Source organism: Streptomyces sp. NPDC037271 (assembly GCF_055603605.1).
This window is the reverse complement of the sequence record NZ_JBVJVN010000049.1, coordinates 1-5,338: the sequence shown is the minus strand read 5'-3', so window position 1 is coordinate 5,338 and position 5,338 is coordinate 1. Positions and strand designations below refer to the sequence as shown.

Sequence of the window (5,338 nt, the reverse complement as noted above, 5' to 3'; positions counted from 1 at the left end):
CACCTCACCCGAGCCCAACAACCGGCCCGGACCGGACGAACCCCCCGACAGCACACTCGGAGCGGCCGAAGGCACCGTCCCAGCCCCACCAGCCTCACTCGAGACTTCCTCACCTTCGGCCGACAGGCCGGCCACCAGCGCGATGCCCTGTTCCCGGCCAGGGCCCTCGCTCCCCGTCGAGGAGCCTTGACCCCGGCCATCACTCTCCAGGGACACTCCCGGGCTCGGTCGCCGCACGGCACCTATATCCCTTGGCAGGGTCTGCTCATTGATCTCGGCCTGCTGCACCACACCCGCAGCAACCACATCACCGGAGCCGTCACCAGCCGCAGACTGGGGCGAAGTGTTGACCTGGCCGACCGGACGGGCACCAGGCCCCGATTCATCAGCGTCCGGATTCCACGTACCAGTACGATCCAGCTCCGCAAACTCCGACAGGCTCTCGGGCGGGGCGTCGTGGACACCCTCCCGCCACTCAACCTCATCAGTGTCCGGATTCCACGTACCAGTACGATCCAGCTCCCTGTCGTAGACACTCACAACAGCCCGTGCATCGATCAATCCCGTGAAAGTAACCTCCCGCTCCATAGGGAAGGAATTCCACGCTGCTTGCCGATCGAAAGTGCCATTGACATCAACACCGGTAGGGTCACCGTTACGCGACGAGTCAATCCCATATCGAAAGCGGCTCGAACGATGCCACAATTCACGATCACGAGTGGTCGAGACGAACTGCGCTGCGGGATTACGTCTCGCCCATTTCCGCAGATCCACAACGCTCTCGGGGTCGTCAGCATGGAAACCCACGCGGAAGATCTCTTCCGGCGGACGGTTCGAGAACCGCCACAGCTTCTCCCCCTTAAGGCTTTCCACCACATAGTCGCGATCCAGTTCGTGCACCATGCGGTAGTCCACCGCAGGCGCCGCATCTACCGCGGCGTCGCCGCTGACTCGCGTCTCCTGCGTCACAGCAGGGGAAACATCGTCGGAAAGGGCAACCGACTCCGTAGCAGGTTGGGCGGTCGGCCGCACCACCACCGCGTCTGCCTCACCATCGGCAGCGCCAGCAACAGGGTGCGCGGCCGCCCTCGGATCGGACTCCGACCCGAGCCCCTCGTCGAACCCGAGCCCCTCGTCGGAAGGGACCGGGGCCGGCAGGTCCTCCAACTCGTCCAAGCGCGCCTCGTCCAGGAACGCGCTCAGCCCGGCAGGAACGTCCTCCGAGAATGACCGCTGCGGGTGAAGCCGCTGCACTGGCAGTTCCGGCCCCCCCGCAACCGCATACAGATCAGCAATCCTCATCCAGGTCGCCAATGGCAGAATGCCCCTACCATACCTGCACTCTTCCAATTTCTTCGCCGTGGTGCCGTCTCCAAGGTAGTCGGCAATGTATGCGAACTCCCTCTCCTTGTGCAGCCACTCCAATTGCTGCCGAGCGACCTTCAACTGCGGCGCATCGCGGTACGTGTCCCGCAAAAGATGGATCGCTTCCACCACCTTGGACGACACCCGGTCCCATTCCTCGTCCTTGATGGCCGTCATGTCGCCATCACGGGGACGGACACCAAGCCTCTCGAGCTCCTTGCGCAGGGCATTCAGCGAACTCAGTTTGGGCACCAGATCATCCACGGCCTCCTTCAAGAAGGATTGCTGCGGGCCAAGCGGCTCCACTGGCAGTTCCGTCCCCACCTCAGCCGCATACAGACCATCAATCCTCTTCAAGGTCGCCAATGGCAGACGTATTCGATATCTATTGAAATTTGACAATTGCTTCGCCGTGGTGCCGTCTCCAAGGTGGCCGGCGATGTATACGTACGTCTTCCACTTAAGCAGCGACTTCAATTGTTCCCGAGCGACCTTCACCCCGTCTGCGTACCGCGGCGCATCGCGGTACTTTTCCCGATAACGATGGATCGCGTCCACCACCTTGGACGACACGAATTCCCAGTCCTCGTCCTGGATGGCCGCCCTGTCGTCAATACCTGCACCAATCTCGTCGAACAGGTCGTTCAGCGACCTCAGTTTGGACCTCAGATCATCAACGGCCTCCTTCAGCCCCAGCCGCACATCACTGCCGGCCCCGCCCCGGTCCGAGGCACCAACTGCACCGGACGCAGCCTCACCCACCGCAGACGAAAGCCCCACCGATCCAGCCGAACCCGCGAACTCCTCCGAGCCCTCCAGGTCCACGTCGGCAGGCTCGCCCGGCGAAACAGGGCTCGGATCGGACTCCGACCCGAGCAGCGCAGCCACCTCGGCCCACTCGTCCGCACCCACCTCCGCAGGCTCGCCCGGCGAAACAGGTCTCGGATCGGACTCCGACCCGAGCAGCGCAGCCGTGACCGTATCCACGAACCCCGCTGCCGGCGGGTCCTCCAACTCGTCCAAGCGCGCCTCGTCCAGGAGCGCGCGCAGCCCGGCAGAAACCTCCTCCGAGCCCTCCATGTCCACGTCGGCAGGCTCGCCCGGCGAAACAGACTGCGGACCGAAGTCCGACCCGAACAGCGCAGCGATGGCCACGGATGCTCCTTCCAGCGCTGCCTGATCGCTGTCCGCGCCCTCCTCTCTCACGCCCTCGCCACCACCGCCGGCGACGGCCTCAACCTCGACACGGCGCCGCTTCGGCCCATGCTGTGCGCTTCGATCGGTGTCGTCCTCCTCTACCGAAGGCTCCGACCCACCGTGCCGCTTGCCACCCCCCGCAACGAGGCCACTCTCCGCAAACTCCGTTTGGGACGTTCGGGGCGCCTCGACACTGTCATCCACCCCGTCCGCCGCCGGAGCAACAGCCTGGGCACCCGGACGCACGGCCGGCCCCGAGTACTCCTCGGCCAGAGCGAAAACGGCCGCGTCCTCATCCACCGACCCGCCAGCCCACGCCCGCGACCCCACGACCTCCCCGTCATCACCGGGAAACACACCGAAGTCCCCGAAGTCCCCGGACTCCATATCCACATCGAACCCGAGCCCGTCCTCGAACCCGAGCCCCTCGTCGGAACGGACCGGGGCTGCCGGCCGCGCATACGCCGTCTCCTGCACGACACGGGGCTTCGGAGCCCCGACTCCGTGGTGGAGGAAGGGGCTCAGGATGTCGGCGATCTGCCCGAGCTCATGAGGCGTGAGCCCGTAGGACCGCCCCGGCTCACCGAGGTTGATCGGGCCCATCAGATCCCATCGGCCCTCACCCGCCTGCTGCGCCTCATCCCCATGAGAAGTCAGCCGCACCCCCAGCGGCCGACCCTGCTCATCACGCGGCGACGCCAACAAGGCCCGCTCACCATCACGGGCCCCATCATCATGGGCCTGTACATCACGGGGCCCGTAACCGTGCGCGATTTCATGGGCAAGCAGCACACGAGACGCCTGCGTGTACCAGACGTTCTGCACCATGTCCCCAGGGGCCTGAGGCTGCCCGTCCTTGACCTGGACCACGTCATGCGCGTCCGCCTCGGAATCGACGAACTCCACCGCAAGCTCCAACCGCGGCCCCGGCAGATGCGGGCCATGGACCAGACCCTCCGGCTGGACAGCCGGCAACCGGCTCCCTTGCGCGTTCAACTCCGCCAAACCCGCGAAGGCGTTGCGCCGCATCACCTCCACCCGACCCGAATCCACACCCTGGTCGTCGAGGAAGATCCGGCGGGTCAGGCGGACCGTCTCCTGACCGGGCCGGTCACCGGCATACCACTCCCAAAGAAACCCGACCTCCGTCCACTCACCCGACTTACGCGACCCGCCCGGCAGTACCCGACCAGGCAACCCGCCCTCGCCAACCTCCACGACGAACGCTTCCCCCGACCGCGGGATGAAACGATCAGTACGCACCTCACCCGAACCCAACAACCGGCCCGGAGACGAACCTTCCGACAGCACACTCGGACCCGCCGAAGGCACCGCCTCAGCCCCACCAGCCTGCGTCGAGGAGTCCTCAACCCGGCCATCACCCAGGGACAACACACCGGGGCCCGCCCGCCGTGCGGCATCGACAGCCTCCGGCACGGTCTGCTCATCAGTCTCGGCCTGCTGCACCATGTCCGAGGCACCAACTGCACCGGACGCAGCCTCACCCACCGCATACGAAAGCCCCACCGATCCAGCCGAACCCGCGAACTCCTCCGAGCCCTCCATGTCCACGTCGGCAGGCCCGCCCGTCGAAACAGACTGTGGACCGGACTCCGACCCGAGCAGCGCATCGAAGGCCGCGGATGCTGCTTCCGGGTCTGCCTGGCCGCTGCTCGCGCCCTCGTCTCCCACGCCCTCGCCACCACCGCCGGTGACGGCCTCTACCTCGATACGGCGCCGCTTCGGCCCATGCTGTGCGCTTCGATCGGTGTCGTCCTCGTCTGCCGAAGGCTCCGAACCACCGTGCCGCTTGCCACCCCCCGCAACGAGGCCACTGTCCGCAGACTCCGTCTGGGACGTTCGGGGCACCTCGACACTGTCATGCACGGCCGGCCCCGAGTACTCCTCGGCCAGATCGGCCAGAGCGATAACGTCCGCGTCCTCTTCATCAGCGTCCGGATTCCACGTACCAGTACGATCCAGCTCCGCAAACTCCGACAGGCTCTCGGACGGGGCGTCGTGGACACCCTTCCGCCACTTAACCTCATCAGTGTCCGGATTCCACGTACCAGTACGACCCAGCTCCCTGTCGTAGACACTCACAACAGCCCGTGCATCGATCAATCCCGTGAAAGCAACCTCCTGCTCCTCAGGGAAGGCATGCCACAGTTTTGCCCGATCGAAAGTGGCATTGACATCAACACCGGTAGGGTCACCGTTACGCGACGAGTCAATCCCATATCGATAACGCTTCTCGCCCTTGTGATCTTTGAACCACAAGTCCTGATTACGAGTGGTCGAGACGAACTGCGCATCGGGATTCTCACACGACCAGTCAAAAAGATCCACAACGTTCTCGGGGTTGTCAGCGTGGAAACCCTCGCGGAAGATCTCCTCCGGCGGGTGGTTCGAGAACCGCCACAGCTTCTCCCCCTTAAGGCTTTCCACCACATAGTCGCGATCCAGTTCGTGCACCATGCGGTAGTCCACCGCAGGCGCCGCATCCACCACGGCGTCGCCGCTGACTCGCGTCTCCTGCGTCACAGCAGGGGAAACATCGTCGGAAAGGGCAGCCGACTCCGTAGCAGGTCGGGTGGTCGGCCGCTCCACGCCCGCGTCTGCCTCACCCCCGGCAGCGCCAGCAACAGGGAACCGGTCCTGAAGGGCGCGGGCACCAATAGGAAGGTAGGGGGTCAGTACGTCTGCGATCTGCTGGAGATGGTCGGAGGTGATGACGATGTGCGATTGAGGATTCTCGAACTTCCCCATCAAGCTC

The 5,338-nt window shown here is 65.0% G+C and carries 1 protein-coding gene; it reads right to left on the bottom strand.

What is annotated here, in order from left to right; all coding sequences use genetic code 11:
* The coding region (locus ACZ7G3_RS35625) for a scabin-related ADP-ribosyltransferase (RefSeq protein WP_470930856.1) at nt 1-5,106 on the bottom strand (5,106 nt) is incomplete at its 3' end.
* Between the last annotated feature and the right edge of the window lie 232 nt (nt 5,107-5,338).